Here is a 667-nt window from a genome sequence, read left to right on the forward strand (position 1 = left end):
CTTTCCGCCTCTGCGACCGCCGCTTCGGCTTCGGGGAGTTGAGTTTCAATGAAATCGAGACTGCTCTCGGCTTCGGCCGCGCTACGCGTCACGTTTTGGCTCAGATAGGCACGGGTAATTGCATGCAACACTTGGCGTGCACGCTCAGGGCTTCGTTCTTGATAAGTCACACGCAAGATACCAGATTGACGTCCCTTCTCGGAAACCGCCATGCCCTCTCGCAAGTGCTTGATCGCAGTATTCTCCGACACCTGCTGAAGAATGAAATGCCGCCCGGCCTCTGCTACGATCTCTCCCACCTTGACTGCGAACCCTGCCTCCGCGTCGCGCACCACCGCGCCCGTACGCCCAGACAAGACACCTCCATCCGGCAACAGAACATCAAACGCCGTACCGGCACCTTTGACCAGGGTGATATCGGCATTCAACCAGCGAGGCGGCACTTGCAACAAGTCTAGGCGCATACGCTCCCCACCACGCGCATAGCTCCGCAGGACGCCAACATCAGGCAACGGGAATCCAACACGTGTCAGGCCATAGCCCACCACGGGGAGGTATTTGGGATAGGCACGCCAGTCGAGGTTCAGATCGGCGACTGCTTTTCCAAGCACCATTCTCGAGCGCATGATCTCAATCTCGGTAACGCTCTCTGGTGCGTTTTCGACGA

General features: G+C 58.2%; 1 pseudogene. It reads right to left on the reverse strand.

The features are described 5' to 3' along the window. Nucleotides 1–667: pseudogene (locus tag MK745_RS19670) on the reverse strand (polysaccharide biosynthesis tyrosine autokinase); the annotation flags it as partial.

The sequence above is a fragment of the Shimia aestuarii genome (genome assembly GCF_022814865.1).
Lineage (GTDB): Bacteria > Pseudomonadota > Alphaproteobacteria > Rhodobacterales > Rhodobacteraceae > Shimia > Shimia aestuarii_A.